The sequence below is a fragment of the Paenibacillus sp. MAHUQ-45 genome, assembly GCF_058133325.1.
Genome location: NZ_JBYUPV010000008.1, coordinates 35,225 through 59,630 on the forward strand (window position 1 = coordinate 35,225; position 24,406 = coordinate 59,630).

Here is a 24,406-nt window from a genome sequence, read left to right on the forward strand (position 1 = left end):
TACGGCAAGTAATAAGGCTGTAAAATGGAGCACCAGCAATGCTGAAGTAGCAACCGTAAATGCCAGCGGTAAAGTTACTGCTATTGCGGAAGGAACAGCAACCATCAAAGTAACAACTGAAGATGGTAAATTGGAAGCAACAAGCGAAGTAACGGTATCACCGAAAGATTCCAGTGGAGAAAATACACCAGTAACGGGTGTGACGCTGGATAAAGCAACGCTGAATCTGAAGGTTGGAGAAAGCGACGAGCTTAAGGCGACCGTAACTCCTGATACGGCAAGTAATAAGGCTGTAAAATGGAGCACCAGCAATGCTGAAGTAGCAACCGTAAATGCCAGCGGTAAAGTTACTGCTATTGCGGAAGGAACAGCCACCATCAAAGTAACAACTGAAGATGGTAAATTCGAAGCAACGAGCGAAGTGACGGTCACTAAACTGGACACTTCCGGCGGAGATAAAGATAGTAAAGGCAGCAACCCAGGTACAGGAAGCAATGGCAGTGGCTCTAATGGATCAAGCGGCAATACCACTCCTGGTAATGTTGTTGACAATGGTTCTGGCGCTAACTCCAGCTACAAAGTATCCTCCGCTGACCTAAACAATAGTGCAAACGGGGTTACGACCGTCGAAGTTCCCGCGAAAACGACGGAAATAAGTCTTCCAGGAAATACAGCAGATCTGATTAAGCAAAATGCGTTGCAAATCAAATCTGACGCAATTACGTTAACCGTTCCGTCTGAGCTGCTGAAGCAGCTGTTCAGCAAGCTGTCGACAGAAGAGCAGCAGAACAGTACGGTTACGTTGAAGCTGTCGCCTTTGAGTAATGAAACAGCAGTCAGCATAATCAACGGCAGCAGTCAAACAGCCCATGCAGGCCTGAAACTGAGCAGCGATATCTATGAGCTGACTCTTTCGATTCAGACAGCAAGCGGCCAGTCGATTAATCTGTCGAAATTCGATCAGCCAATTACGATCCAGCTGAAGGTTGCGGCAGATACGAATCCTAAGCTGGCAGGAATCTTCTACATTTCTGATGGCGGATCAATTGAGTATGTGGGAGGCACTTATGCCAACGGGTATATGACAGCCAAGCTTACTCACTTTAGTAAATATGCCGTTCTGGAATATACCAAGTCATTCGTGGATGTTCCGGCAGGACATTGGGCGGCAGACGTGATTAAAGAGCTTGCAGCTAAACAACTGGTGAACGGAACCAGCGACAGCACATTGGAGCCGGAACGTAAGGTTACTCGTGCCGAATTCACTGCGATGCTGATCCGGGCGCTCCATCTTACGGATAAAGGAACCTTGGCATTCACAGATGTGAAGGACGGCGATTGGTATGCCGAGGCAGTAGCGATCGCTGTCAAAGCGGGCATTGTCCAAGGCAAGACCCAGACCCTCTTCGATGCCAATGCACAAATTACCCGTGAGGAAATGGTGACCATGTTGATGCGGGGATATGAAGTGGTTCATGGTCAAGTAACCGTGAATAATCCTACTTCATTTACCGACGAGGCTAAAATCTCTGCTTGGGCCGTACCATTTGTTAATGCGGCCTCAGCGAACAAGCTGATTCAAGGACGCGCGGCTGGCAAGTTTGATCCGAAAGGAATCACAACCCGTGCCGAAGCGGCGCAAGTCATCTATAATCTGCTGAACAACTAATTTTTATAGAGGCACAGGATGGAAAGCAGGATGCCCTTCTTTTGAATGGCATCCTGTTTATTTAAGAGGAGGAAAATCATGCCCAGGCTTCAAAGAGCACGTCAATTATTCATCTGTTTCGCATTAATATTACTGCTAATACTTCCGTTTAATCAGCAAGCCGATGCACATGCGTATAGTGCCAGCTATACTACGCTTAATCTGACCAAATCCTACACTGAAATGACTTATTCAATTGATGAGCTGTCCGTGATCGAGCTGGCTGGTGGCGATACAGATGGAAATGGAATGCTGGATGAACAGGAATTCGAAGCTATCAAAGATCAATTCCTCAAGTTACTTGAGCAGGATATCACTTTGAAAATAAATAACGAGCCACAGGCTTGGACACAAGTGGAAAGTATGGTCATGGATCGTAAAGGTGATGCCACGAAAGCCATCATCAAATTAAAATTTCCAGCGGTGTCGCCGGCTCAGTCGATATCTTTGACAGATCGGTTGTACATGAATAATAAGGCTACTGAGAACTATGTGGATCTGATCACGATCAATTATGGTCAACAAAAGAGCACCGCAGCTTTATCCGGCAGCAGCCGGGTATGGGCAATGCAGCTCACTGACACAGAGTATGCAAATTTGCAGCAGGATGGCGAACAGGTACAGTCTAGTGTTGCCGACAATTCATCCTCAGCGGGACAGACAACTGACGAAGATGCTGAGCAGTCGGTTTCTGGTTGGGTATCGTTTTTCAAACTGGGTATGAACCACATCTTGTCTGGTTATGATCATCTATTGTTCCTGTTCTCGCTACTGATCGCCAGACAAACCTTTAAGCAGTATGCAGCGATGATCACTGCCTTCACCGTTGCACACAGTATTACTTTAACCTTGACCGTGCTTGGCATCATCAATGTTCCTTCCATTATTGTGGAGCCGGCGATCGCGCTTAGCATTTGTTTTGTTGCTGTTGATAACATGGTCCGTGAGCGTGTCAGCTACCGCTGGGTATTGACCTTCCTGTTTGGACTCATTCACGGGATGGGCTTTGCTGATATTCTTAAAGAAATGGACCTTGTAAAAAGTGAGCTTGCCGTTGATTTAGTTAGTTTCAACCTTGGTATTGAGACCGTTCAACTGATTTTGGTCGCTATCCTTTTGCCGCTTCTGGCACTGCTGCATCGTTGGAAATATTCGAGACGGGCGGTACTGGGATGCTCAACACTGGCCTTTGCACTCGGTGGTATTTGGCTGGTTCAACGTTTGTTCTTCTAATTCATGAACGAAAAAAGGTGAAGCTATAGTGCAAGAGACGGTAATGCGAAATAAGTCATCCAGGTGGAATAGTTATATCGTGCTGGGACTCTCATTGGTGACGATGCTCATTCTCTATTTCTTTTCTACCCAAGAGCCTGGAGCGCTGCTGCAAAACGCCAAGCTACAGTTATTTAAAATGATGTTTGTCAGCATTATTATCGAAGCGATGCCGTTTATTCTCATCGGGGTGATTATTTCAGCGCTGCTGGAGGTTTTTGTATCAGAGGGGACGATTAAGCGAATGATTCCCCGCAATCCAGTTTTAGGAATCATCACAGCAAGCGTGATCGGTATCATTTTTCCTATTTGCGAATGCGGGATGGTGCCCGCGGTTCGTCGTTTAATTCAGAAAGGGATGCCATTATATGTCGCGACTACGTTTATTGCGGTAGGGCCTATTTTGAATCCAATCGTTTTCTGGTCGACATTTACGGCGTTTCGCAACCGACCGGAACTCGCATATTCCCGTATGGGACTAGCTTTTCTGGTAGCCCTTGTATTAGGATTGATTGTCTATCGTTTTGTTCATCCAGATCAGTTGCGACACAGTGGCGCTTCTTCACATGGAAGTCACAGCCATCATGCTCATTCGGAAGGTAATACTTTAGTTGCGCGTTCTTCTTTTAGGAAACGGCTATTGGAGGTCATGCACCATTCGATCAGCGAGTTTTTTGATATGGGTAAATATTTGATGTTCGGCGCATTATTGGTTAGCCTGCTACAGACATTCGTTCCTAAAGAGAGCCTGGCGGCATTAGGCCATGGACAGGGAAGTGCGAACTTACTAATGATGGGGCTGGGCTTCTTGCTTTCACTTTGTTCGACATCGGATGCATTTGTGGCCCAATCGTTCACGACTAGCTTCTCCGGGGGAGCATTGGTTGCATTTATGGTGCTTGGTCCAATGCTAAATTTGAAGGGTGTACTGATGATGACAGCCGTTTTCAAATCTCGGTTTGTGGTCGTATATAGCGCATTGGTGGTTGTGTTCGTCTATGCAGGCACTTGGCTGCTTGAGAAACTGTTGCTGTAATAGAAAGAGGGATCCGAATTGGGAAAAACACGCATGTTGGTACATGATTCATTAAAACTGCTTATCCTTATGGGATTCACCGGTTACATGATTTATCTGGCTCTCACGGGTGAAATTCTGCTTTATATCGCACCACATCTGGTAAAATACACGGAGCTCGCTGCTGCTGGTCTATTCCTGTTCACCCTTTTTCAACTTTACGTTCTAATTCGCTCCCGTACTCAGCCTGTGATTGCTTGTAGTTGTGCTCATGATCATGACCATGGCCACGATCATAGTCATCATCACGATCATGAGCATGATCATCATGGGCATAGCCATGAGCCGTCCAAATCACTCTTGAAAAATGTGATCATGTATGGTCTATTCATTTTGCCGCTAATGCTGGGTGCATTTTTGCCTAGTCAGGCTTTTGCCGGCTCTCTTATTAAGAATGGAGGCTTTCAACTAGAGGGAACAGCTACCAGCAGTAGTATCCCTGAGGATTTGGCTGGGCTTGCCGGATCGGAATCTCCAGAAATAAAGGAACGGTTTAAGTCGGACAAGTACAACCGGGATTATGCCAAGTTGGGCATGCTCTTGTATCAGCAAGATATCATTGAGATGAAGGAACAGTGGTTTATCGAGAGGCTGCAGGCGCTGAATTCTTTTGCGGATAACTTTGAAGGCAAGACGATTAAGATCAAAGGCTTTATCTCTCGGGAAGATGAATTACAAGGGAACCAGTTTATCATTAATAGAATGGCTATGACGCATTGTATCGCCGATATTACTCCTTACGGAATTGTTGCCGAGAGTGAGGAAGCAAGCAATTTTGCCAATGACACATGGGTGGAGCTCACAGGAACCATTGATAAGACAACCCATCATGGTCAGACTGAAATAAAAATCATGGTCACGGATATCAGCCCTTCGACTGGACCAGAGATTCCTTATATTTATCCAGACTGGGATTTTGCCTCTAAGCTGTGAGTCTATAGTGCAAGAATAGATTAAAGATGGAGTGAATGTGTTATGCTGCTGAATACAGGCGGTCTAGTGTTAATTCTGCTAATTACGCTTTACCATATTTATTTTTTGGTGCAAAGAAAGAGTGGGCTGACTGGGAAGAGCGGCATGATACTAGCTTCGCTTTTTGCTCTTCTTGCAGGACTTGCAGCCGGAGTGATCGGGGCCCAAACCTTTGATTACGGGCTAGTGCTATCCATACTGATCTGCGCATTGCTGTCCGCTGTTGCGGGAGCGGCTCTAGGATTCCCTTTTGGCTGGCAATCTGTGATTAATAGTATCCTTTCTGGTGTCATCGGCGGTACATTAGGGACCGTGCTGGGAAGCTTATTCTTTACTTCAGGACGAGTTGTTTTGTCTGGGGTCGTTCTGTTCATTCTGTGTTCCTTCCTCGTGCAAAAAATAGGCGATGCATTGATCAACAAGCCGCGTCCGAAAGCGAAGAAAGCAAACACGTCCAAGAAAACAGTAGGCAAGCCTACCTATGCAAGCACCATTTTGTTAGCAGCAGCTACGATCATTGTCGTGGCAGGGCTGCTATTGCAATATGACCGAATTGCTGTAGGTTCTATTGGTCAGCCCATATCGCAGACCGCAGTATTGGATGAGGAGAACGATATGCAGGTGGCGACGATTGAGGTATCAGAAGCAGGGATTACTCCTAAGACTACTGAATTTATTGCCGCCAAAATGATCAAGGCCATCGTTAATGTCAAAGGGTCTGTAGGAACAGGGCTAACGCTCGTTTCGAAGGATTTGAATTTTAACGTAGAGCTGAAAGAGGGAGAGAACATCTTGCTACTCAGCAATCCTCAGCCGGGTACGTATGAGATAGAAATCCCCACCAAGAATTACACAGGGACCTTCATCGTCAAAGCAGCAGAGAAAACCAATAACATAAACAATCCATAGTCTGCTTAAGCAAGGCATGGAGAAAGTCCGTAGGCACGTCATAGAGGCGTATACGGGCTTTTTTTATTTATAGTTAGACGATTGACAATTCAAATTCTAACAATTATATTATGAATAAAGATAGAATTCTAACAGTTAAATACCTTATTAAGAAGGAAGAGAATGAAATGGAGAATAATCAATATTATCTCGAAGCTGCACCTGTCCGTAAAGCGATCACCCATTTATCCATTCCCATGATGATCGGGATGTCGGTCGGTACGATTTACAACGTGATTAACGCTTATTTTATCGGCTTGCTGCATAACACAAGCATGCTGTCAGCCATCACCCTGGGCCTGCCGATTTTCACCGTGTTGATGGCCATTGGTAATGTATTCGGAGTAGGCGGAGGAACCTTTGTTACACGCTTGGCCGGGGAGAAAGAGATGGAGAAGGGGAAGAGAATTGCTGGCTATACCTTCTATAGTAGTATCATCGCCGGATTGCTGATTGCATTCCTAGCTTTTCTGCTGGTGAATCCCATTATTCAATTACTTGGTGCGGATGCTGCTACTCTGGCCTATACCAAAATTTATGTCTTGACTCTTTTTGCCGGAGGGTTCGTCGTTGTTCTTAATTTTGCTTTGGAGCAGTTGGTACGGTCTGAAGGGGCCTCCAAGGAATCAATGTATGGCATATTCATTAGTACGGCGCTGAGCCTGATCTTCGACCCGTTATTTATACTGGTGCTGAAATGGCATGTAGCCGGAGCGGCGCTGGCAATGGTTTTGGCTAATGTGGGGTCCGTGCTGTATTATATCTATTACTTGGAAAAGAAGAGCGAGTATCTGCGAGGGTTCCTGAAGTCTTTTAAAATCTCCATTCAGGATCAGTTGGAAATCTACAAGATCGGGTTATCCGAGCTGTTGCAAGCTGGCTTCCTTATTGTCAGCACACTTTTGCTCAATAACTATTCCATACTGTATGGAGACAGCGTTGTTGCCGGTTTCGGTCTGGCGCTACGGATTGCCCAGGTGCCGGAGTTCCTCGCCATGGGATTGTTCCTAGGCCTGATTCCATTCTTCGCTTATAATTATTCCAGTAAAAATATTAGCAGATTCAAAACAGGGTTTACCTATGCTTCGCTCTATATTGGCGGAATGTCGATATTATTCGTGGGCTTGGTGTATCTCTTCAGAGAGCCTGTTATCCATTTCTTCTCCAATGATCCAGAGGTGCTGAAAGTAGGGACCTATATTGTAGTAGCGATGCTCATATCCGCATTGTTTAATGGTTTTACAGGTTTGTTCACAAGTGTGTTTCAAGCCACAGGTCAAGGCCTGCCCACGATGATTATGTCCATCACACAAGGTGTCTTGTATATACCGGTCATTATTCTGTTACATTCCCTGTTTGGACTACACGGTGTTATCTGGTCGATGACGGTTACCGAAGTGATCACCTGTATGATGGGCCTGCTATTATTTATCCCGTTTAATAAAAAAATCCTTGCATTCTGCCTGAAAAGCGAGTATAGTCTTATGTACAGGCGGTGATGATCGCCAGTACATAATTTGCGGTCGTGGCGGAATTGGCAGACGCGCACGGTTCAGGTCCGTGTGGTAGCAATACTGTGGAGGTTCGAGTCCTCTCGACCGCATTACAACGAAGAACTTCTTGATTGTGTCTTATGACGATTCAAGAAGTTTTTTTGTGTATTCGGAATTAATGTAATAAGAACCTAATAACGTAAGGAAGGGATAAGCAAATGAATAATTTTATTAGTGACACTAGTATTTTGTGGCTGCTACCAATTATTTTTATGCTTCATGATTTTGAAGAAATCATTCCGATCCCAGGTTGGCTTCACAGAAATAGAGAAGATATTTTGAAAAAGGTTCCTAATGCCCTCCGATCAAGGGTGGGAAAAATGTCAGCTCTCACAGCCCCACAATTCTCAGCAGCTGTTGGCGTCCTATTTGTTATCTTTTCGATAGCCACCTTTTTGGCCTATGAGTATGAATTTTTCCTTCTTTACATTGTGTTAAGTCTAGGATTGTTTCTGCATGCCTTCTTTCATATCGGAGTGTCGTTATATTTAAGAAGATGGACACCAGGCGTTGTAACGAGTGTTGTTCTCCTTCTTCCTTATGGTGTTCTAAGCATAGATTACTTCATACGCAACCATTTGTTAGTGTTCCCCGATATTGTATACTCCGCTTTAGTTGTTATCATATTCTTTTTCCCATTCCTTAGGTTGCTACATTTCATTGGTAAGAAGCTGACAAAATCAGAGCAGTATTAATGGGCGAGCAAAAAAGAGTGTATTCTTCCACAATAGGTAGGCTACACTTTTTTTGCGTTAACATGTCATCCTTGGTCTTTAACCTTCAACATTTTTTGTTACTTTCTTTCGTTTTGTAAAAGTAACACGCATGATGAGATACAGGGTTAGAGCAACAAGTAGCGCCGATAGCACCCAAATTCCGTCCCGGTAAAGTAAATGACCAATTTCCTCGACATGGCTACCTACACTCCGTCCCAGCATGAAAAAAATCGTCGTCCATATCAGCCCGGTTGTGTAAGAGAGTAAGGCGTAGCGAGGGGACGACATTTTATTGAGACCCATAAGATAGGGGAGGACATGCCGGATGACCGGGAAAAAGTAACCGATGCAGAGCGAGAAGCTGCCGTACTTCTGTATCAATTTTTCCGAGGATGAAAGGTACTTATCCATCTTCTTTTTACGTCGAAGCTTATCCAGTACAGGGGCCCCCAGCAGGCGGCCAAGTACATAACCAAGCGATAGTCCCGAGATGACTCCCAAGTAGGTAACAATGAAGGCAGGAAACATATGGAGCATACCGTTTGAGGTAACGCTGCCGCCGGTCATGACTATGACTTCGTCGGGGATCGGTAGACCGATAATCCCGAACCATAGGGCAAGGAATAGAGCAGCATAGCCAAACTGTCCAATAAGCGATACAAGCGTGTCATAGTTCATTTACAGATCGCTCCTTTTGTAAAAAAAGATGTGAGTCTGCGGGAAGGGGAGAGGGCTTCTTACGCAGACGTAGACGAAGGCAGGAGGCATATTGAGTGGTACGAAATGTACATGCTCTATCTCAAATTGCTGGTGCAGTTGCTTTCTCATTTGCTGGGAATATTGAAACGCAATGAACAGTCCACCGGGCTTCAGTGCCGTACTAATCTGTTCCATTAGAATGTCACGTAGCTGCTGAGGGAAATTAAAAAACGGCAGGCCACTTAAGATACAATCCAACTTCTCGTCTTGGAGTCCTTGTTGGTGTAGGGCAATATCCATATGTCTTGCATCGGGATAACACAGAAATCCTGGGTATCTCTCAGTCAGTTTTTGCCGGAGTTCAGCATCTTTCTCAAATAAAAGAACTTGCGTGTGTCTTGACTTAGCGGACGCTATGTACTGCGTAATCGCGCCGCTGCCAGCCCCAAGCTCGGCAATTGCCGTGGCTTGTTGCCAGGGTACGTACTCTATCATTTTTTTGGCCAGATAAGCTGAGCTTGGAGTAATGCTGCCGACCTGCATAGGCATACGAAGAAATTTATAAAAAAATAGTAAGGCGTCATGGAGGTTTCTGTGCATAGTGTTATCCTTCTTTCTTGTTGATGCCTCCATCATAAGCAATAAAAATAAAGATCAAATAAGGGGAAATCTAAAGTTTGTTTGAAGATTTTTTTAATATCTAAGAACGAAAAAAAACCTTCAACTTCTCGTGGAAGTGAAGGGGCTTACTGTTTTTATAATCTCGTTTTGGGTAGCTCAAGAAGAACGTTAAACTGATCGCCATGGATTTCGATTCTGATCTCACCGCCGTGCAGGTCAATAATGCTTTTCACAATAGCCAGACCAAGCCCGGAACCTTCAGTTTGACGTGACTCATCCGCTCTTTTGAAGCGTTCAAATAACTCGTCAGCGGGAAAATCAATTTCATAAGAAGCTGTGTTTTGGATTTTAAGCAGAACACGATGTTCAGATTCATCAAGGTAAATGTAAATTCTTGTACCTGGAAGAGAGTATTTTTTGGCGTTCCCAATCAGGTTTTCAAATACCCGCCAGATTTTATTACCGTCCAATTCGGCATAGATATGGGGTTTGGCTATTTTTTCTCTTACTTCAAGAGAGGTGCCCAAGTTACTGCTGAATTCGGCAATCGCTTGTGTTAATAATGTTGCTACATCGATCGTTTGAATATCCAGTTCAACGGTGCCACTGCTCATTTTAGACACTTCAAACAGGTCTTCAATTAATAGTTTAAGCCGAAGAGCTTTGCGGTCCAGAATATCAACGTAGGAAGTGGCTCTATCCGACTCAAGCTGTTCTTTTTTTAACAAATCAATGTAGTTGATAATAGATGTTAATGGAGTCTTCAAGTCATGCGATACATTTGTAATCAGCTCCGTTTTTAAACGCTCGCTTCTGATTTGATCCTCCAGGGCATTTTGATAGCCGATCTTCATGTTGTTAATGTATCCTGCCAGTCTGGGAAATACGCCTTCTCCTTGAACTGGGATTGTAGATTGAATGTTGCCTTGGGCAATTTCCTTCGTGCCGTTAACAATCTGCATCAACTGAATAACCTTGTGTAGACTGTGCGGAATGACAATCAAAATATACAAAACGAGATAAGGTATCCAGATAAACAATTCATAAAATGGGGAATAGCTAATGATTCGCCACACAGAAATACCTGCAATCGCTGTTAAAAGGAATAAAACAACCAATTTCAGTGTAATTCGGTTATCTACCGAAATGCCTTTCCAGACTTGAGCATACTTCCTGAGAAGGTCCAAGTAAATAGATACCATACTGACCTGTTTCGGAGCATTTTTACCAAAAAAGAAGTAGCCTTTGCCTGCAAGAATCAGGATAATAATAGCAGCTAAAACATAGTTGAACAGGCTAAATAGAAGAGGACTCCAGTAAAACCACCCGATGAATCGATCAATTAGTTGAACCACGATCCATAAAATCGCCGTACCTAATATGACCCGGAGATCAAGAGATAAAGCACTAATCCCGTTATTTTTTCTCGATTTTGTACCCAATTCCCCACACCACCTTTAAATATTTCGGATCCTTGGGATTAATCTCAATTTTCTCGCGAATGTTTCGTACGTGTACAGCGACCGTATTATCAGAGGCAAAAATAGGCTCATTCCACACGCTCTCGTAGATTTCTACAATGGAAAAGACTCTTCCTTTGTTCTCCATCAGCAGCTCCAGAATTTTATATTCCTTAGGCGTGAGCCGAACGTCTTCGCCGTCTACTTCTACAGTTTTTGAAGTTTTGTTCAGGACAAGCCCCCGTACCTGGAGAATCTCCTCGCCTTCACTCATTTGAAAAGATCCCAAATTGGTAAACCTTCTGAGCTGGGACCGGACTCTTGCGATCAGTTCCAGCGGGTCGAACGGTTTGGTAACGTAATCATCAGCGCCTACATTAAGCCCTATGATTTTGTCGTTCGCTTCCGATTTGGCGGAGAGCAGAATAATCGGTATATTTTTATTTTCACGAATTTTGAATGTTGCTTTAATGCCATCCATCTGTGGCATCATGACATCCATGATAATGAGATGAATGGTTTCTTGTTCCAATATTTCAAGCGCTTCTAACCCATTGGACGCTGTAAACACATCCACACTATCGCTTTTCAAATAAATGACCAGCGCTTCTCTGATTTCCAATTCATCATCCACAATAAGAATATTATTAATCGCCATTATGTTGCCACCTTCATTATTATACTACTTATCGTTCCCAGTACTTCCTGGATGTATTTCCCGAAAACCAGCTTAGCAGGCTTGGAAAATGTATCCTCCAGCGTGTTTGGGGGTGTTTCTAAATCTGTGTAATACCCGTGTACGCCTAGTTGAGACATTAATTTCATAACGCCCGGATTATTAACGGTATGGACGTAGCTTTGTACATTGAGTTGGTTTAATGCATAAACCAGATTAGGATTTATAAGAACACGGTAGGTGGGCATTGCCACCACTGAAATTTGTTTTTCCTTTACAAAATTCACAATGCTTGCTGCAGATGCCCCGGATTGATACAGGGAATAGATTTTATTGGGAAAAGGATAGATGTTCATGACGGTATCGTACATTTCCGGACTATAGATTTCAGGAATAATTCGATTCAGGAGAGAGGCGTCAACCTTCCTCGCTTGTTCCACTAAAGTAGAAAATTGCTGCTGAATCTTCTGTTTGTTCATTTCCTTCGTATCTGTAATCAGATAGAAATCAGGATATTTCACCATTAAATGAAGAATATCTTTAAATAGGAGGGGGCGGAATTTGCCGTCTATAAGAGAGCTTTCAAATTGCGAACTAGTTAAGGAATGACCAGTCTGGCCAGACAGATCTGGCTGTAGTCTTTTGGACCAGTCATGTCTAGCGGCAAGCTCACCGTCTGTTGTTAGCAAAAGATCTGTTTCGAACAGGCGGTATCCTTTATTGTAGTTCGTTATAAATGCATCATAGGAGTTCGTATAACTCGATCCTTGTATTCCGCCCAAAGCGTGGGCAATTAATCTGTTATTTTCCCAACCATTTATAGTTTGTGCAGGAATCTGCCCGTTCCATCCAGACCAAACGATTCCCCATCCTAACCAGATCAAACAAAACGCTAACAATACTGCACTCATTATTTTCTTATCCATCTGTAATTCTCCTTTTTCATATGCCGATGTAAGTCATCTTACAGGGCTGAGATAAAGGACAGGTGGAGAAAAAACGAATGAAATTATGAAGATTATTATAGCATGAATAGAGGAGGAGCTAGACGAGAGGCCCTATTCACTATCCGGAAACGCAAGGAATAGAGGTCTTGATCAGCTTAATGTCGAAATGAATGCATAACCGCTTAGAACAGAAAAAGAGGCACTTTGAAAAAAATATTTAAGCTTTTTAGGAGGGAAGTATTTCATGCAAAAGGCTTTTGTTGTTCATTATTTTAACGAGAAAAGGAATAACCTGACTGAATTGAATCAACTGTTAGAAGGGGGATGGAAAGTGGTCAGCCAGAGTGCCATGTCTGGAGGTGAAGCCGGGGGTACGGTTTATTCACTTGTTATAATAGAGAAAAATTAAGGCACAATAATTTTTTCTTCGGGTCTGAGAAACTGGATAGCTGGATAGCTGGATTATGGATAATGTCGTCCCAGATGAGTAGCTTCTCACTATTAGAACCGATCTATTTATGATGATTTTTCCCAAGTAATGATAAAAAAAGTGTAGCCTTTCCCAATGGGGGGGCTACACTTTTTTTGCGATAACATGTTATCCTCTGTTTTTATCCTGCAACATCTTTTCCATGGCTTGTATGACTGTAGCACTCGGTTCTGTATACTCATAAGCATACACTTCAGGGTAGTTAGTCTTGTACACTACACGGTTTAACATGCGAGGTACCATATCTTGATAATATGACGTTGAATGACAATAGCTCAATAAATCTGCGGCGTCTTCGCCAGGGATAATCCGGGCAGCATGACCTAACACGGCTTTAATCTGCTCATCTGTAAAATGCTTTTTAATCAAATCCATAAGGGTAGAGTAAGTTGATTTAAATGCAGAGGCGAAATGACGCGTCCCATTCGCTTCAGTCGATTTCATCAACGCAATATTCATTGCCGCTGCGTCGCGCACATCAACCCCATACAGCTGCGAATCTGCCATAGCTCTATCGCCGCGAAGCATGGCATAAATCATATCATTGTGCCAAGGCACAAAGCTTGGTCCCATAACATGCGTAGGGTGGATCGTGGTCATGATTATGTTCGTTGTATTTTCAGGGGAGCGGATAAACGACCAGGCTGCTTTTTCTTCCATTGTTTTTGAAACCATGTTGTGGTCGAACAAGCCTTCCCTGTTTTCATTGGTCCAGTCATCCTCAGTAAACGTCGTTTTTGATAGATCATCGTTGCCATAAGCAATGGTTGACTCTGCGGTGGTGTGTACGATCTTTTTGACAGTGCCTGTATCAACAGCCATTTGTAAGAGCATGCGGATTCCTTTTTCTTTCGTGTGGCCCCTATCTTTAAACGTTTTGTCGTTTGGACTGGAGGCACTCCCCTGATTAAAAATCCACTTTGCTCCATTTAACACTTCACGCCAATTTTCTGTATCACCCAGGGTTGCTTTGTAAAAGTTTATATTTGGCAACATCGTTTGAAGCTGCTGTGCTTTTGCTTCATTTCGGTATGTTCCGACAATCTGCGTATAACCCATATCTGTTAACTTCTTGGCAACCCATGCGCCGATGTAACCTGTTACCCCAACAATGACAATCTTATCGTTTAGTTCCATTTTTACGTATCCCCTCTCAATAAAATTGAATGCTACTAATATAATCTCCTGATCATTGTTACTGTATTTCATCAATATAATGTTAAGGCTTAAAGTCGACTTTAAGTCAAACTTTATTTTATTATTAAGTAGATATATAGCTGGACAGTGATAAGTTATACATCACTAATAAGTTCACAAATTCTCGTCCATACTAGAGGTATCCTGCTTGGATTTGATTATTTTCGTTAGGGATACATGCGGGTGCCTGAGCGAACAGGAGAAAAATAGACTTGCGTAAATAAGCGACTGCCGCCCCTCGGATACTACAGCACAAGAAGTCAAGGTCCAAACGACAGCGCTTGACCGAATCCTTTCGCGGCTGCGTCCCCCTGTCTAATTCTTTGAGTGACATGGGAGGAGTTCGCTGGCTCTTGGCTCAACGTCGGTTTGCTTCCAGCCTCGTGAATACATAAATAAGAGCATTTTTGTACCTTAATTTATCTACAAAAGAAGGAAAAGTTCAATTAAGGGCATTTTTGTATGTTAATTCTTACGATACATCCCCTTTTGAGGAATAAGTGAGGAAATAAGGTACAAAAATGCTCCTAATTTCCTTTTTTACTCTAAAACGATCAATATAAGGTACAAAAATGCCGTTATTTTAACCGTTGAATAGATGTTGAGTTCCCAGTTCAGTCTCAGCTTAAGTTCCCAATAAATTCCTAGTGCATACTCAGTTAAGTGCATTTTATACGGTGTTCGTGTATAAGCCACATGAGGCAGTCACTGCTTTTGTAATGTATAGTAGTGTGCCCAGAGTTCAAGCGCTAGAAGTAGTTTAGTCAAAGAAATACGTGGACAACAGCGACCGGAAGTCCAAACATTCGCCGCAGTGATGATCAAGTCTTACGTGAAGATCTTTAGTTCAACTTATATAGTAGACCAAAGCCTGAATATTATTTCTGGCTTGCAAAAAATAACATTGACTTAAAGTCCACTTTAAGGAGTATGATGGTGAACTGGCAAGAGCCAGTAAAGGGTGTAAGAGAAATATGCAGGAGGTTTACGATGAGCACGAAAAATGAGGTTATTTTAGGGTATGGAGAATGGATCAATTTTGCAAAAAATCTTAGTAAGTATGAAGAACAGTCATGGCTAACACCTCTGGGTCCGGATAAGTGGACTGTAAAGGAGGTCGTCGGCCATATTGTACTGTGGGACAAGTATATTCATAATGAGGTTACTCGCGCCATTTTGCATAATAGTCCATTAGGATTATCCAATGCTGAGGAGATCGAAGAATTCAATCGAAAAGCAGGGGAATGGGCTTTAAGTAAAACAAAGGATGAAATTCTTACTGATCTAATCTCCTCAAGAGAAGCCGTTTTGGAAGATCTTCAGGCAATCTCAGAAGAAGCCTTCACCAATGTGTACAATGATGTAGATGGAAATCCTTTTGTGCTAAAAGATTTTATTGTTGAAATGACACGTCATGATCATCATCACAGAGCACAAGTAGAAAGAGTTTTGTAAAAACGAGGGGCAAAAATAGTATAGATCTCAGAATGATTGTATCGATACTGTCATTTTAATGGTTAGTGCTAGGGTCTTTGAATTACTACTAAGTAATTTGAAGACCCTGTTTTTTGCGTTAACATTTATATAGTATTCCTGTACTGATATATAGCTTAAGTATCGCAATACGCTATAATAAGCTTAATGTGAAATTAGGAGAGAAATGTAATGGAAACAGAAAAACGGCCAAGAGTCGGTGTAGGCGCGCTTATAAGAGATGAGAATGATCGCATCTTACTAGTGTTACGTAAAAAACCACCTGAAGCTGGGCATTGGAGTTTACCCGGTGGCAAAGTCGATTATATGGAGACAATAGAAAACGCTGTGATACGTGAAATTCGGGAAGAGTTAGGAATAGAAATCGAAATTGAACGACTACTGTGTGTGACGAATCACATCATTCCATCGGAAGATGTTCACTATGTAGCTCCAACATTTTTGGCTAAGATCGTCTCTGGGGATGTACAAAATCAAGAACCTCATGCGTTAGAGGAAGTACAGTGGTTTCCTATCCAGGATCTCCCGAATAAGATCACAATGACCACAGATTATGCGCTTAAACAGTTGGAAGGCAGCACAGTGGTACAATAGAAAGCGAGGTTGAACAATACAAATGGAAGCCGATGATCCCAAGCAAATTGTTCTACAGGTTGGCGGTAGCCTCAAAAAACTTCGTAAAGAGAAGCGCTTGAGTCTGGAGGAGCTATCCGAAATATCTGGGGTGAGTAAGCTGACCCTTGGAAATATAGAACGGGGTGAGACCAATCCAACCCTTGGACTGTTATGGAAAATATCCAAAAGCCTCTCAATTCCGCTCATGTCTTTGTTCTCAACAGAGAATAAATCGCAAATATCCCGAGCTGGACAAGGCTTAAGGATTACAGGTGAACAGAAAACCTGGATTGTGGAGCCCATCTTTCAGAACACCAGTAATGAAATTGAGATGTGCCGGGCCTATCTGCAGCCGCATAGTTCCTACTTTCCGGAACCACATCACCAATACTCAACAGAAATTGTCACCGTCATGTCCGGGAGCATTACCATTCACGTGAATGAAGAAGCGCATAACTTGAATCAATATGACTCCATCAGTTTTAATGCAGAAGGTAAGCATTCCTATGTTAACCACTCGGATGATGAAGTAGTTCTTCATATTATTTTAAAATACAAGCTGTAGTCTTCAGGGGCTGTGACGTAATCATAAGAACCACAATGACCTTCTATCTATTTGAGGATAGAGGGTTTTTGGTATGCTAAATTTTATTTAAAAATATATTATAGTTTACTTTATTTAATTATAAGTATATTATAATTTATGTGGTTCATTAGATTACAGAATCTAGCTAACAATACATTAGGAGGGTTACAGCATGGCTTTATCGAATGAGCTTCATGAAAGACTGAATAAAGAATCAGGTCTAACTGCCCGGCGCACAGCGGGTTTGACCTTGATTATAGGAATTATTTTTATCGCGGCCAATCTGCGGACTCCACTCAGTTCGGTAGGTCCCTTGGTGGGACTGATTCGCAGCAGCACACAGATTTCCAATACAATGGCAGGGATGATTACGACATTGCCCTTGCTTGCGTTTGCTTTATTTTCAACATGGGTTCCCCGGTTAGGTCGTAAATTTGGCGTGGAACGGCTGATTATGGCTGCTGTGATTTGTCTTACATTTGGTATTGTATTAAGGTCTGTTCCTGGGGTGATCACTTTATATGCGGGAACTATTGTGCTTGGGCTGGCTATTGCTGTGTGCAATGTAATGTTGCCCAGTCTGATCAAACGTGAATTTCCCGCACGGCTAGGGATGATGACAGGTGTATATTCCATTTCGATGAATTTGATGAGTGCCATCGCTTCCGGAATCAGTATCCCGCTTGCCGTTAATGCAGGACTTGGATGGAGGGGGGCACTGGGGATTTGGGGCGTTCTGAGCTTTATCTCTATTGTAATGTGGGTACCACAATGGAAACGGAAGGGAAAAGAAAACGGGGCAAGTACGATTCAGAATAATACGGTGGCCGGTGAACAGACCAGCTTGTGGCGTTCTGGCTTGGCTTGGCAAGTGACCTTGTATATGGGTTTGCAATCTATGGTGTTCTATGTGGTGATCGCCTGGTTGCCAGAGATTCTGCTGCAGCAGGGCATTGGCTCGAGCCAATCCGGCTGGTTGTTATCGATTCTGCAATTGGCGATGCTTCCCTTTACTTTTATTGTACCAATTATGGCAGGACGGATGTCTAATCAGCGTCCACTTATTATAATGGCGTTTATTTTTATAATGTCTGGCATTCTCGGTCTACTCTATGGAAGCGTCCATTTAATTGCGTTATGGGTCATCTTGGTGGGGATCGGTGGTAGCTTCGCTTTTGGTCTGGCGATGATGTTTTTTGGGCTCCGCACTAAGGATGCTCATCAGGCGGCAGAGTTGTCTGGTATGGCTCAATCCGTCGGTTATTTGCTGGCGGCAACAGGTCCGATGCTCTTCGGTTACTTGCATGATGTGACGCATAGCTGGACAACGCCGCTTCTGATTCTGGTTGGCGCAACCGTGCTGCTCCTTATTTTTGGCTTGGGTGCAGCGAGAGATCGGAAAATTGGTTCTTCACATCAATAAGAAAACTTGCGGGATTAAGAACCCACTTGACGAATAGGCTGCTCATTATTATAATTCAAATAATTTATTGAATATGATAGGGGTGGGCGAGATGACTCAAGAGCCGTCGGTAAGAGAGTTTAAGGATGAGTTATATGGACAGTTCGCTCGTATCGGGAAATGCCTGTCTAGTGATAAACGCCTGGAACTGCTGCATTTATTATCTCAGGGTCCCAAGTCGGTAGAGAAGCTGGCTAAAGGAACAGAGATGAGCGTAGCGAATGTTTCGCGCCATCTTCAAGTTTTATTAGATGCCAGATTGGTGAAATATACTAAGCAGGGGACGTTTGTCATCTATACATTGGCTAACCCTGAAATTTTAGACTTTTTAAATTCTTTATGGCGTTTATCTGAAAGTCAGCTTGCAGAAATTACGCGGATTAAAATGAATTTTATGAACAACTATGAGGATTTGCAGACCGTTTCACTGGAAGAGGCATTAAACAAGGTCGAAAACGGGAGCATTATTCTACTCGATGTTCGTCCGGCAGAAGAGTTTGAAGCAGGTCATATTCCTGGGGCGATTTCCGTACCGATGGAGGAACTGGATACTTATCTTCAAGGGCTTCCCAAGGATACTGAGATTGCGGCATATTGCCGAGGTCCCTATTGCATTTTTTCAACTCAGGCTGTGGAAAAAATGCAGCGCGAAGGATTTACAGCGTTCCGCTTGGAGGAAGGGGTATACGAATGGCAACAAAGCCAGTAAATCCAATATACCTGGATTATAACGCCAGTACCCCCATTGCTGCGGAAGTCTTGCAGGAACTGCTGCCGTATTTGCAACAGCACTACGGGAATCCTTCTTCAACGCATTGGGCTTCCGCATCGCTTAAAGATACCATTGAGGTAGCCAGAGGCAGGGTTGCTGCGGCTATCGGGGCAATATCCAACGAAGTGATTTTTACAAGCGGCGGGACGGAAGCTAATAATCATGCCCTGAAAGGGGTGTACTTTGCGTTACGTCAGCGCGGCAATCATATCATTACAACAGCCATTGAACATCCAGCGATCTTGAATCCATGCGCCTTTCTTGAGACACTCGGAGCAGAGGTGACTTATGTGAAGGTGGATGCCGAGGGGCGTGTATCTCCTGATGAGATTGCGCGTGCGATTCGTAAGGAAACGATACTTATTTCTGTGATGCACGCCAATAGTGAGGTCGGAACGATTCAACCCATTGCGGAAATATCGGCAATTGCTAAGACTCACGGAGTTCTTTTTCACACAGATGCCGCACAATCCTTTGGTAAAATACCCATCGATGTCGATCAGTTAGGTGTTGATTTATTATCGATTGCTGGACATAAGCTATATGCGCCTAAAGGGATTGGTGCCCTATATGTCCGTGAAGGGACACCTATTTCATCCTTTATTCAAGGTGCAGGTCATGAAGCGGGTCAGCGAGCTGGAACTGAAAACGTTCCTTATATAGCCGGTCTAGGCAAAGCATCCGAACTGGCTGCGGAGTATGCGAAGAGCCATACGATCCGTGACCTGAAGGATAGGTTGAAGGAAGGTCTACGATCCAGCTTTGGTAATAGCATACGGTTCAATGGTGATATCAATCAGGGTTTACCGAATACTTTGAATGTTAGCTTCTTGGGGATGAACGGCACTGAGATCCTGAAGAAATTCCCTGAAATTGCGGCATCAACCGGGTCGGCTTGCCATTCAGGGAACACCACCTTATCCCCGGTATTAAGTGCAATGGGCATCACTGAGTATGAGGGCTTAGGGGCGATCCGCTTCAGTCTGGGCCGATATACTACGGCAGAAGAAATAGACGAAGTCATCGCGTTGTTTAACCAGCGGCTCCAAATAACCAATTAAAGCAGCTGTCATATCGTTTCTGGCAGGAGATTGTGGTCATTCCTTTGGTTCAACACGGGGGGATGACCTGTTTTCTGATTAGCTCGTGGCAAGAGTAGAAGATTTTCGAAAAAAGACTTGCATTTTATCCGAAAAAGGCGTATAGTCTTATGTACAGGCGGTTGTGGTCGCCGTATCATAATATGCGGTCGTGGCGGAATTGGCAGACGCGCACGGTTCAGGTCCGTGTGGTAGCAATACTGTGGAGGTTCGAGTCCTCTCGACCGCATCATAGTTAGAGAAGAAGCTCGTAAGTTGCTCTTGTAGCGATTTACGAGCTTTTTTATATTTTTGAAAATATAGAGTATTACTCATAGCTTGTGCTGAAGAGATCCTTGAACTGTAATCCAAATGAGTATAAATATATTCTAAGTTCATATACCGTGGCACAGTTATCCATGCTAACCGTTAAAGAGCGTATCTTATTAAGCGTATAAAAAAAGGTTGCTCTTGCGAGCAACCTTTTCTACAATCAAGCGCTATTTGCGAACTGAGAGAATGAACTTCTCCAGTGATTCTGTATCGGTAATGATCCCATTACATTTATGATTGTCCATACATACGTATTGACCAACCGCAGAATAATTATCCGGCGAAGCACCCGCAGGCTTGGTCTTGACCGAGAAGAAAGCAAGCTCTTGATGCCGATTGCAGAACAGACAATATCCGCTCTTGTGTGTCGGCGTAATTCTTCCCTCAATCCCAATGAACTGCCCTTCGAATGGATATACAATGAATAATTTATTCGCAGCAATATCGATCCAGCTCAGATACGTCACAAATCGAAAATCGATGGATGACAGGTCCGGTGCTTTCAGCTTCTTCGTCTTAGGGAACAGCTTCTGAATTTGTTTTAGCGTAATCGTCGGATATGACTCAAGGTAAGGCTCTAATGCGCTAACATATCTCTGGAAATCATAGCCCGACTCCAAGGTCGAGATTTGTTCCAGCATCTGCTGCTGCTCCTGTGTAAGAGAAGGAAAGGCTTCAGTAACGATCGTTGCGGCACGAAATCTTACGGTCTCCAAGACTCTACGGTCTGCGACGGTTCGCAGAGTGTTTTGAAGGAATTCACTTTGTTTCTTGATAACGTTATATTGGTGGTTTCTAATGAATGGTGTATTCATAGCTTTTCAGCCCCTTATTTTTAATGGAAAATTATAAGGTGCAAAGCCCATTATTAGAAACGATAATGTTAAGCTTGGGCGAAGAAATCTGTTCTATCGCACCTCACACAAAGTATCGCCCTAGTATTAGGCTTTGCATGAGGACACCCTAGCTAATGAGCAATTCTGCGTTGCCATGTCTATACAACCCCCTGTCGCAAATACTGAGAAAAGTATAGCATATGAGGTTGAAAGGCACAAAAACTGCACGGGAAAGGGCCGAAGTATACTATAACAAGAGGGTCGTAAACCTGCTTTTACAGCGGTTTACGACCCTCTTATAATTTTTATTCAAATGTATCAAACAAACTACGAACAGTAAGCTGCTCTTTAAAGGCTTCTAGTGTCAATGGCTCCGACAGGGTGTCTTTCTGCACAGTGACGGTTTTGGTAGCAGTAGTGGATAGGTCAAAGATGTTATCGCTCCAAAGAGAATCCGCATCACTTAAGCTGAGTTCGATAAATTTGGCGAGCGACTCGCTCTTAACTTCAACGATAAACTGATCTATCGTCTCCAAGACAGAAGTGCTGATGAGTGGGTCCAGATAATTAAAATGCTTGGATTTTACGAACAGCACGCTGCCGCTGCTTACCGATTGGCCGTCGACGTGATAGTTGAATTCCAGATAGCTTTCTCTCAGCTTCTGCTTGGTGTCCAATACAGAACCGAAATCCAGGCTGGTAATCTCCTGCGTGGAAAGGGCAGCTACGGATACCGGCAGCTCACCACTCTGGATGAGTTCGGAGCGAGTGTTCAGGAGGCGCCAGCTTAGGTGTCCAGTAGTTTCGTTCAAGGTTTCGTTAGTGACATGCAACGAGACAGTAGTTCCTTCTTCACAGGCAGAGGCCAGAACCGGTGCGAAGAATCTTTTGGCAGCATAATGTCCCGCTTTCCATCTACCGAAATAGTCCAAGCTGGACCAGGATGCGACTGGCCAGATATCATTCAGCTGCCAGTAGATCGCGCCCATGCATCTTCCGCGGTTTCTTCTCCAGTGCTCAATCCCATTACGCATGCCTTCCGCCTGAATAAGCTGGGAAACATACAGCAGGTTATCGAAGTCTTTAGGGTACTTAAAGTATTCACTGATATAGTACAGAATCTTCTCATTGCCAGTGCCGTTCTTCTGATGGGACTCCATAACATAAGAGAAGATATTCCGGTCTTCTGGGAGTGTAAATGACTCCACGGTTCTAAGCGACGGGAACGACTGTAATCCGAACTCTGACATAAAGCGCGGGAACAGCGTTCTGAATTCCGTGATTGGCTTACGTCCGTGCCATACATCCCAATAGTGCATGTCCCCAATGTTCTCATTGTTCGGGTCGTCGAAGTTACCAGTGGAAGAAGGAGAGGAGCGCCAGTAGAACGTATTGGGATCTAGTGACTTGGACAGCTCCGGCAAGTATTCTTCGAATTGTTTGAGATAGTCTTGTTTCAGCTTTTCGCCGTACCGTTCTCCCCAGCCCCAATAAGCCCAGGCATACTCCAGCTCATTGTTGCCGCTCCACAGACCGAGGGAGGCGTGGTGACGGATTCTTTTCATATTATCGATCGTTTCCAGTGTGATGCTGTCTTTGAACTCGTCGGTAAAATCGTAATTGCCGCACGCATACATATGATCCTGCCATACAATCAATCCGTATTGATCACACAGATCATAGAAGTAATCATCGGCATAATAGCCGCCACCCCAGACCCGGATACAGTTGTAGTTGGCTGCCACACAGCTCTTGATCAATTTCTCGGTACGTTCAAAGTTAATCCGCCCAAAGACGTTATCTTCCGGGATATAGTTTGCGCCCATGGCAAAGATGCTGCGGCCATTCACTTCAAACTCGAAGGACTCGCCCCAGGTATCTTTAACCTGCTTGACGGTCAGTGTCCGGAGTCCGATGGCAAGTGTCTTGTCATCTATGACCTTAGCCCCACTAGACAGTTCCACCTTTAAGGTATACAGAGGTTGACTGCCGTAATTGTTCGGCCACCAGATCTGTGGGTCGGTAATTACCAGTTCCATTGAGGTCTGAGAAAGGCTGACGATTGACGTCTGTTCGTACACTTTGCCATCCGGGGATTCCAGAACGGCCCGCAGGTTCAATTCGGCTTCCGACCAATGCTGAAGATCTACCTTGATGTCCAGATGGACCTTGTTGTCAGTATGGGTCTGAGTGACATATACATCGTTGACACGGCCATGGTCGTAGCCGCAGACAGAGATTTCTCTCCAGATGCCCGAATCGGGAATCTGCGGACCCCAATCCCAGCCGAACATACTGTGTGCCTTGCGGATATGGGAGATACCTGGTACGGCATCGGCGCAGCTGGACAGGTGCTGTTCCTGTTCTTTTTCCAGTGCATATAGGGTTGCCGATTTAATATAAACATGGATCACATTGTTCCCGGGAACCAGCACATTCTTAACATCAACCTCGTAGGTTCTGTGCATGTTATCCGCTTTCAAAACAGAGGTTCCATTAATAGACAGATCGCAAAGTGTATCGAGGCCCTCGCAGCGTAGTACGACCACATCATGGTCAAGCAATTCCTTGTCTACTGAAAAAGTTCTTGTATATTCATAATCAAACTTGGATAACTCAAGCGCTTCATATTCGTTGTCCCTGAAGAACGGGTCTTCCATTTTACCAGCCTGCAGCAAGTCTTGATAAACCGAACCTGGTACCGTACCTTTGATCCATTCGGACTCATCGCTTCTTTTCATCTGCCATACACCGCTAAGTGTTAACTTTTGCATTTACGTTCCACCTGCTTTTTGAAGTAGTTTATTGTACTATATCTGTATGATGGATTTATCGTATCAGCTGAATGGCATGACAGTCTTGTGTTGTTTTATCTTTTTTTTGTACTATATGAAC

22 protein-coding genes and 2 tRNA genes are annotated in these 24,406 nt (G+C 43.9%); 16 read left to right on the forward strand and 8 right to left on the reverse strand.

The window, feature by feature from the left end; translation table 11 throughout:
• The 8 genes from AC3Y23_RS17730 to AC3Y23_RS17765 all read left to right on the forward strand — a co-directional run.
• Positions 1–1,669: S-layer homology domain-containing protein (locus AC3Y23_RS17730; RefSeq protein ID WP_379201330.1), on the forward strand; the 1,669-nt coding region annotated here is incomplete at its 5' end.
• A gap of 78 nt (positions 1,670–1,747) precedes the next feature.
• On the forward strand, positions 1,748–2,941 hold the full coding sequence (locus AC3Y23_RS17735) for a HupE/UreJ family protein (protein ID WP_379201332.1): 1,194 nt from the start codon (positions 1,748–1,750) through the stop codon (positions 2,939–2,941).
• Positions 2,942–2,984: 43 nt separating this feature from the next.
• Positions 2,985–4,016, forward strand: a complete 1,032-nt coding sequence (locus AC3Y23_RS17740) for a permease (protein WP_379201334.1) — start codon at positions 2,985–2,987, stop codon at positions 4,014–4,016.
• Between the two features lie 33 nt (positions 4,017–4,049).
• Positions 4,050–4,988 (forward strand): TIGR03943 family putative permease subunit, encoded by a 939-nt coding sequence (locus AC3Y23_RS17745; RefSeq protein WP_379201336.1) that lies wholly within the window; start codon positions 4,050–4,052, stop codon positions 4,986–4,988.
• A gap of 42 nt (positions 4,989–5,030) precedes the next feature.
• Positions 5,031–5,936: a cupredoxin domain-containing protein gene (locus tag AC3Y23_RS17750; protein ID WP_379201339.1), complete on the forward strand. Its 906-nt coding sequence runs from the start codon at positions 5,031–5,033 to the stop codon at positions 5,934–5,936.
• A gap of 167 nt (positions 5,937–6,103) precedes the next feature.
• Positions 6,104–7,474 carry an MATE family efflux transporter gene (locus AC3Y23_RS17755; protein WP_379201875.1) on the forward strand — a complete coding sequence of 457 codons (1,371 nt, stop codon included), beginning with the start codon at positions 6,104–6,106 and terminating at the stop codon, positions 7,472–7,474.
• Between the two features lie 20 nt (positions 7,475–7,494).
• Positions 7,495–7,578: transfer RNA gene (locus AC3Y23_RS17760), tRNA-Leu, on the forward strand.
• A 108-nt stretch (positions 7,579–7,686) separates the two neighbouring features.
• On the forward strand, positions 7,687–8,223 hold the full coding sequence (locus AC3Y23_RS17765) for an HXXEE domain-containing protein (RefSeq protein ID WP_379201341.1): 537 nt from the start codon (positions 7,687–7,689) through the stop codon (positions 8,221–8,223).
• A gap of 78 nt (positions 8,224–8,301) precedes the next feature.
• Here the strand turns inward: AC3Y23_RS17765 and AC3Y23_RS17770 are convergent, their stop codons facing one another.
• From AC3Y23_RS17770 to AC3Y23_RS17790, 5 genes are all read right to left on the reverse strand, one after another.
• Entirely contained in the window at positions 8,302–8,922 is a 621-nt protein-coding gene (locus AC3Y23_RS17770) for a DedA family protein (protein ID WP_379201343.1), read from the reverse strand.
• Complete coding sequence (locus AC3Y23_RS17775; protein ID WP_379201345.1) at positions 8,923–9,543, reverse strand: class I SAM-dependent methyltransferase; 621 nt, start codon at positions 9,541–9,543, stop codon at positions 8,923–8,925.
• A 155-nt stretch (positions 9,544–9,698) separates the two neighbouring features.
• Positions 9,699–11,006 carry a sensor histidine kinase gene (locus tag AC3Y23_RS17780; RefSeq protein WP_379201348.1) on the reverse strand — a complete coding sequence of 436 codons (1,308 nt, stop codon included), beginning with the start codon at positions 11,004–11,006 and terminating at the stop codon, positions 9,699–9,701.
• Positions 10,981–11,682 carry a response regulator transcription factor gene (locus AC3Y23_RS17785; RefSeq protein WP_379201350.1) on the reverse strand — a complete coding sequence of 234 codons (702 nt, stop codon included), beginning with the start codon at positions 11,680–11,682 and terminating at the stop codon, positions 10,981–10,983. Before AC3Y23_RS17785 ends, AC3Y23_RS17780 begins: the two co-directional genes overlap by 26 nt.
• Positions 11,682–12,626 (reverse strand): phosphatidylinositol-specific phospholipase C/glycerophosphodiester phosphodiesterase family protein, encoded by a 945-nt coding sequence (locus AC3Y23_RS17790; protein ID WP_379201352.1) that lies wholly within the window; start codon positions 12,624–12,626, stop codon positions 11,682–11,684. The genes AC3Y23_RS17785 and AC3Y23_RS17790 overlap by 1 nt, the downstream gene beginning before the upstream one ends.
• A gap of 265 nt (positions 12,627–12,891) precedes the next feature.
• On the opposite strand from AC3Y23_RS17790, the gene AC3Y23_RS17795 reads away from it, so the two are divergent.
• On the forward strand, positions 12,892–13,056 hold the full coding sequence (locus AC3Y23_RS17795) for a hypothetical protein (protein ID WP_379201354.1): 165 nt from the start codon (positions 12,892–12,894) through the stop codon (positions 13,054–13,056).
• 189 nt (positions 13,057–13,245) lie between these two features.
• On the opposite strand, the gene AC3Y23_RS17800 is transcribed toward AC3Y23_RS17795, so the two are convergent.
• Positions 13,246–14,274 carry an NAD-dependent epimerase/dehydratase family protein gene (locus tag AC3Y23_RS17800; protein ID WP_379201356.1) on the reverse strand — a complete coding sequence of 343 codons (1,029 nt, stop codon included), beginning with the start codon at positions 14,272–14,274 and terminating at the stop codon, positions 13,246–13,248.
• Between the two features lie 1,050 nt (positions 14,275–15,324).
• Here AC3Y23_RS17800 and AC3Y23_RS17805 point away from each other — a divergent pair.
• The 7 genes from AC3Y23_RS17805 (at position 15,325) to AC3Y23_RS17835 (ending at position 20,592) form a co-directional block, all read left to right on the forward strand.
• Positions 15,325–15,789 carry a DinB family protein gene (locus AC3Y23_RS17805; protein WP_379201358.1) on the forward strand — a complete coding sequence of 155 codons (465 nt, stop codon included), beginning with the start codon at positions 15,325–15,327 and terminating at the stop codon, positions 15,787–15,789.
• Between the two features lie 210 nt (positions 15,790–15,999).
• Positions 16,000–16,422, forward strand: coding sequence for an NUDIX domain-containing protein (locus AC3Y23_RS17810; protein WP_379201360.1), 423 nt, complete (start codon positions 16,000–16,002; stop codon positions 16,420–16,422).
• Between the two features lie 22 nt (positions 16,423–16,444).
• Positions 16,445–17,008 carry a helix-turn-helix domain-containing protein gene (locus AC3Y23_RS17815; protein ID WP_379201362.1) on the forward strand — a complete coding sequence of 188 codons (564 nt, stop codon included), beginning with the start codon at positions 16,445–16,447 and terminating at the stop codon, positions 17,006–17,008.
• A gap of 193 nt (positions 17,009–17,201) precedes the next feature.
• Entirely contained in the window at positions 17,202–18,452 is a 1,251-nt protein-coding gene (locus AC3Y23_RS17820; protein ID WP_379201364.1) for a CynX/NimT family MFS transporter, read from the forward strand.
• A 73-nt stretch (positions 18,453–18,525) separates the two neighbouring features.
• On the forward strand, positions 18,526–19,200 hold the full coding sequence (locus AC3Y23_RS17825; protein WP_379201878.1) for a metalloregulator ArsR/SmtB family transcription factor: 675 nt from the start codon (positions 18,526–18,528) through the stop codon (positions 19,198–19,200).
• Positions 19,182–20,324: a cysteine desulfurase family protein gene (locus AC3Y23_RS17830; RefSeq protein ID WP_379201366.1), complete on the forward strand. Its 1,143-nt coding sequence runs from the start codon at positions 19,182–19,184 to the stop codon at positions 20,322–20,324. The genes AC3Y23_RS17825 and AC3Y23_RS17830 overlap by 19 nt, the downstream gene beginning before the upstream one ends.
• A gap of 184 nt (positions 20,325–20,508) precedes the next feature.
• Positions 20,509–20,592 (forward strand) — tRNA-Leu (locus AC3Y23_RS17835).
• A gap of 250 nt (positions 20,593–20,842) precedes the next feature.
• Here the strand turns inward: AC3Y23_RS17835 and AC3Y23_RS17840 are convergent.
• On the reverse strand, positions 20,843–21,490 hold the full coding sequence (locus tag AC3Y23_RS17840; RefSeq protein WP_379201368.1) for a FusB/FusC family EF-G-binding protein: 648 nt from the start codon (positions 21,488–21,490) through the stop codon (positions 20,843–20,845).
• Positions 21,491–21,816: 326 nt separating this feature from the next.
• Positions 21,817–24,285, reverse strand: a complete 2,469-nt coding sequence (locus AC3Y23_RS17845; protein ID WP_379201370.1) for a beta-mannosidase — start codon at positions 24,283–24,285, stop codon at positions 21,817–21,819.
• Positions 24,286–24,406: the final 121 nt, after the last annotated feature.

Bases quoted from the DNA above. Each gene is read 5' to 3' on its own strand.
- AC3Y23_RS17735 (WP_379201332.1), top strand. From the start codon at position 1,748: ATGCCCAGGCTTCAAAGAGCACGTCAATTATTCATCTGTTTCGCATTA.
- AC3Y23_RS17740 (WP_379201334.1), top strand. From the start codon at position 2,985: ATGCGAAATAAGTCATCCAGGTGGAATAGTTATATCGTGCTGGGACTC.
- AC3Y23_RS17745 (WP_379201336.1), top strand. From the start codon at position 4,050: ATGTTGGTACATGATTCATTAAAACTGCTTATCCTTATGGGATTCACC.
- AC3Y23_RS17750 (WP_379201339.1), top strand. From the start codon at position 5,031: ATGCTGCTGAATACAGGCGGTCTAGTGTTAATTCTGCTAATTACGCTT.
- AC3Y23_RS17755 (WP_379201875.1), top strand. From the start codon at position 6,104: ATGGAGAATAATCAATATTATCTCGAAGCTGCACCTGTCCGTAAAGCG.
- AC3Y23_RS17765 (WP_379201341.1), top strand. From the start codon at position 7,687: ATGAATAATTTTATTAGTGACACTAGTATTTTGTGGCTGCTACCAATT.
- AC3Y23_RS17770 (WP_379201343.1), bottom strand. From the start codon at position 8,922: ATGAACTATGACACGCTTGTATCGCTTATTGGACAGTTTGGCTATGCT.
- AC3Y23_RS17775 (WP_379201345.1), bottom strand. From the start codon at position 9,543: ATGCACAGAAACCTCCATGACGCCTTACTATTTTTTTATAAATTTCTT.
- AC3Y23_RS17785 (WP_379201350.1), bottom strand. From the start codon at position 11,682: ATGGCGATTAATAATATTCTTATTGTGGATGATGAATTGGAAATCAGA.
- AC3Y23_RS17790 (WP_379201352.1), bottom strand. From the start codon at position 12,626: ATGGATAAGAAAATAATGAGTGCAGTATTGTTAGCGTTTTGTTTGATC.
- AC3Y23_RS17795 (WP_379201354.1), top strand. From the start codon at position 12,892: ATGCAAAAGGCTTTTGTTGTTCATTATTTTAACGAGAAAAGGAATAAC.
- AC3Y23_RS17800 (WP_379201356.1), bottom strand. From the start codon at position 14,274: ATGGAACTAAACGATAAGATTGTCATTGTTGGGGTAACAGGTTACATC.
- AC3Y23_RS17805 (WP_379201358.1), top strand. From the start codon at position 15,325: ATGAGCACGAAAAATGAGGTTATTTTAGGGTATGGAGAATGGATCAAT.
- AC3Y23_RS17810 (WP_379201360.1), top strand. From the start codon at position 16,000: ATGGAAACAGAAAAACGGCCAAGAGTCGGTGTAGGCGCGCTTATAAGA.
- AC3Y23_RS17815 (WP_379201362.1), top strand. From the start codon at position 16,445: ATGGAAGCCGATGATCCCAAGCAAATTGTTCTACAGGTTGGCGGTAGC.
- AC3Y23_RS17820 (WP_379201364.1), top strand. From the start codon at position 17,202: ATGGCTTTATCGAATGAGCTTCATGAAAGACTGAATAAAGAATCAGGT.
- AC3Y23_RS17825 (WP_379201878.1), top strand. From the start codon at position 18,526: ATGATAGGGGTGGGCGAGATGACTCAAGAGCCGTCGGTAAGAGAGTTT.
- AC3Y23_RS17830 (WP_379201366.1), top strand. From the start codon at position 19,182: ATGGCAACAAAGCCAGTAAATCCAATATACCTGGATTATAACGCCAGT.
- AC3Y23_RS17840 (WP_379201368.1), bottom strand. From the start codon at position 21,490: ATGAATACACCATTCATTAGAAACCACCAATATAACGTTATCAAGAAA.
- AC3Y23_RS17845 (WP_379201370.1), bottom strand. From the start codon at position 24,285: ATGCAAAAGTTAACACTTAGCGGTGTATGGCAGATGAAAAGAAGCGAT.